The organism is Asticcacaulis biprosthecium C19, assembly GCF_000204015.1.
Taxonomy (GTDB): domain Bacteria; phylum Pseudomonadota; class Alphaproteobacteria; order Caulobacterales; family Caulobacteraceae; genus Asticcacaulis; species Asticcacaulis biprosthecius.
In genome coordinates this window covers 399,217-401,767 of record NZ_GL883080.1, presented here as the reverse complement: position 1 = coordinate 401,767, position 2,551 = coordinate 399,217, and the positions used below count along the sequence as shown (strand labels likewise).

Genomic DNA, 2,551 nt, shown 5'->3' with positions numbered 1-2,551 from the left:
CAGTTCCCCTGCCCTGGCTTCATGCACAGCAAAAACCCCGGACCTTGCGGACCGGGGTTTCATATCTCTCGAAAGAGGTCAGTCGCTGTTTAGCGGTACGACTGGAACTTTTCAACGGCGGCAGTCATGCGCGCGTTGATCGGCTTGAAGGTGTCCTTGAACGAAGCCGACAGGGTTTCGCTCATCTGGTTCACTTCCGCTACATAGGCTTCCATCGACGACTTGGCGTAGGCCGACTGCAGTTCGATGACTTCCTGGATGCTCTTGGCGCCCGACAGAGTCTTGGCGGCCGTGACAGCGTCTTCCCAGTTCTTCTTCGAGAAGGCCAGCGCCTGAGCGCCGACAGCTTCCGCGCCCTTGGTAGCGGCGGTCATTGATTCGACGACAGCTTCAACATTGCCCTTCGACAGGGTGTTGACTTCGCTCAGGGCGCCGAGGGTCTTTTCGACCTGGTCCTTGAAAGCTTGGTTGCCGGCCAGGGCAAACTTGTCGACAGTGGCCTTAATGGTTTCAGCACCGGTGTCCATGATGATACTCCGCTTCTATATGGGTTGTCGCACGTCTGCCATTAGCTGCGTGCGTGAGGACTGCACTGCCGGACTTCTGCCCGGCTTGAGGCAGTTTCTAACGCAACCGCACAACGAAGTCAAGGTTTATTGTGCACCGCACAAAACGTTAACGGGAAAGTGAAGCGATAATTCGCCTGGAGTGGGAGAATTTTGGCGTATCACAAGGGGTCGTGGTTGTCTTGTGTGGCCAGGTACCGCGATCACGGCGTTCCATGGGAGCGGTCACAATCCGGTGTGTTTAACCGGTGATTAAGAAAACGGCGCGACAAAATTGAACTTCGTGCGTTATGCTGCTCTTGCGTACCCATAATGAGACCACATTGCTTTCTTATTATGGCGCCAGTGCAATTTGTATCAGAGTTGAGGACATATTGGATGCGTAAGATCGAGCAGGCCACATCGGTTGCTTTGCAAGATACAACGGGGGGAAGCCGGAGCCTTAGGAAAGGGCTCCTTCTGGTCCTCCTCGCCGCCTTGATCCTGGTGTCGCCGCTGAAAGCGCGTGCCCAGGACCTCAGTGGTGACGCCCGCTATTCCGCCATCGTGGTCGATGCGGTGACCGGCGAAGTCTTCTACTCGGCCAAGGCGGATTCGGCGCGCTACCCGGCCTCGCTGACAAAGATCATGACGCTCTATATGGCCTTTGACGCCCTGGCCATGGGCACGCTGAAGCCCGACGACACCATCGTGATGAGCCGCAACGCCGCCGGCCAGTCGCCGGTCAAGGTCTATCTGAAGGCGGGTGAGACCATTGATGTCGATTCGGCCATGCGCCTGGTGGCGCTGTACTCGGCCAATGACCTGGCCGTCGCCCTCGCCGAAAAGATCGGCGGCACCGAAGAACGTTTCGCCGCACTGATGACCATCAAGGCCCAGGAACTGGGCATGGGCCAGACCCGTTTTGTCAACGCTTCCGGCCTGCCCGACCCGCGCCAACTCTCGTCGGCGCGTGACATGGCCATCCTGGCACGTGCCGTCATGCGCGACTATCCGCAGTATTATGACTATTTCAGCCTGCCCAACTACACCTTCCGCGGCCGCACCTATGTCAATCACAACCCGTTGCGCAACATGCCGGGCGTCGACGGCATGAAGACCGGCTTTACCAACGCTGCCGGCTATAACCTGGTGGCGTCGCAGGTGAAGGATGGCCACCGGCTGATCGCCGTCATGCTGGGCGGCAACAACAAGTCGCAGCGTCGCGAACACGTCACCTTCCTGATGAACACCGGCTTCGACATCTTCGACCGCCGCGCCAATGGTGAGGTCATCGCCGTTGCCCAGACCGAGTTTACCAAGGCCTTCGCCGCGCGCAACGCGATACCGGACGAGCCCCGCCCCTACACCATTCTGGCCACCAACGAGTCGCTCAGCGATGCCGGCCTGCGTGACGCCCTGGAGGCCAGCGAAGACGCCAATGCGGTCGACGAGGACGTCCAGACCGTCAGCGCCAGCGTAAAGGCGCCGGACGTGGTCCGCACCTTGACCAGCAAGCCAGCCGCCAAGCCTGTGGCCAAGGTCGAAGCCAAGCCTGAGCCGAAAACGGCGAAACGTACGACCAAGCAGGTCGCCGACGCCAAGCCGGCGAAAAAGAAAAAGGACCCGAACGCCGTTTGGGCCATCCAGGTCGGGGCGTTCAAGAACAAGACGCTGGCCAGTGACTGGGTTGCCAGTATCAAGAAGAAGTTCAGCACGGCCCTGGCCGAGGCGACATCGGAAATCAGCAAGTCGGAGGCCGGCTGGTACCGGACGCGCTTCGCCTCGCTCACCAAGGAGCAGGCCCAGAAAGCGTGCTCACAGATTTCGGCCAAGCGCCTGGACTGTATGGTCGTCAAGGGCAGTTCATAAGTTTGCCGCGATTGAATAGCAAAAACCCCGGCTCGCTGAGCCGGGGTTTTTGTTTGGCGGCTTCAAGAAAGATACCCCTCCACCCCTTCGGGGTCCCCCTCCCCACATGTGGGGAGGAGATGTCATCTCGCCCA

Annotated in this window: 2 protein-coding genes; one reads left to right on the top strand and one right to left on the bottom strand. The window is 59.5% G+C overall.

The window, feature by feature from the left end; all coding sequences use genetic code 11:
- Positions 1-89 precede the first annotated feature (89 nt).
- Positions 90-527 carry a phasin family protein gene (locus ABI_RS20355; RefSeq protein WP_006274959.1) on the bottom strand — a complete coding sequence of 146 codons (438 nt, stop codon included), beginning with the start codon at positions 525-527 and terminating at the stop codon, positions 90-92.
- A gap of 417 nt (positions 528-944) precedes the next feature.
- Here ABI_RS20355 and ABI_RS20350 point away from each other — a divergent pair, with 417 nt between their 5' ends.
- Positions 945-2,417 (top strand): SPOR domain-containing protein, encoded by a 1,473-nt coding sequence (locus ABI_RS20350; protein ID WP_083811582.1) that lies wholly within the window; start codon positions 945-947, stop codon positions 2,415-2,417.
- The last annotated feature ends 134 nt before the right edge of the window (positions 2,418-2,551 follow it).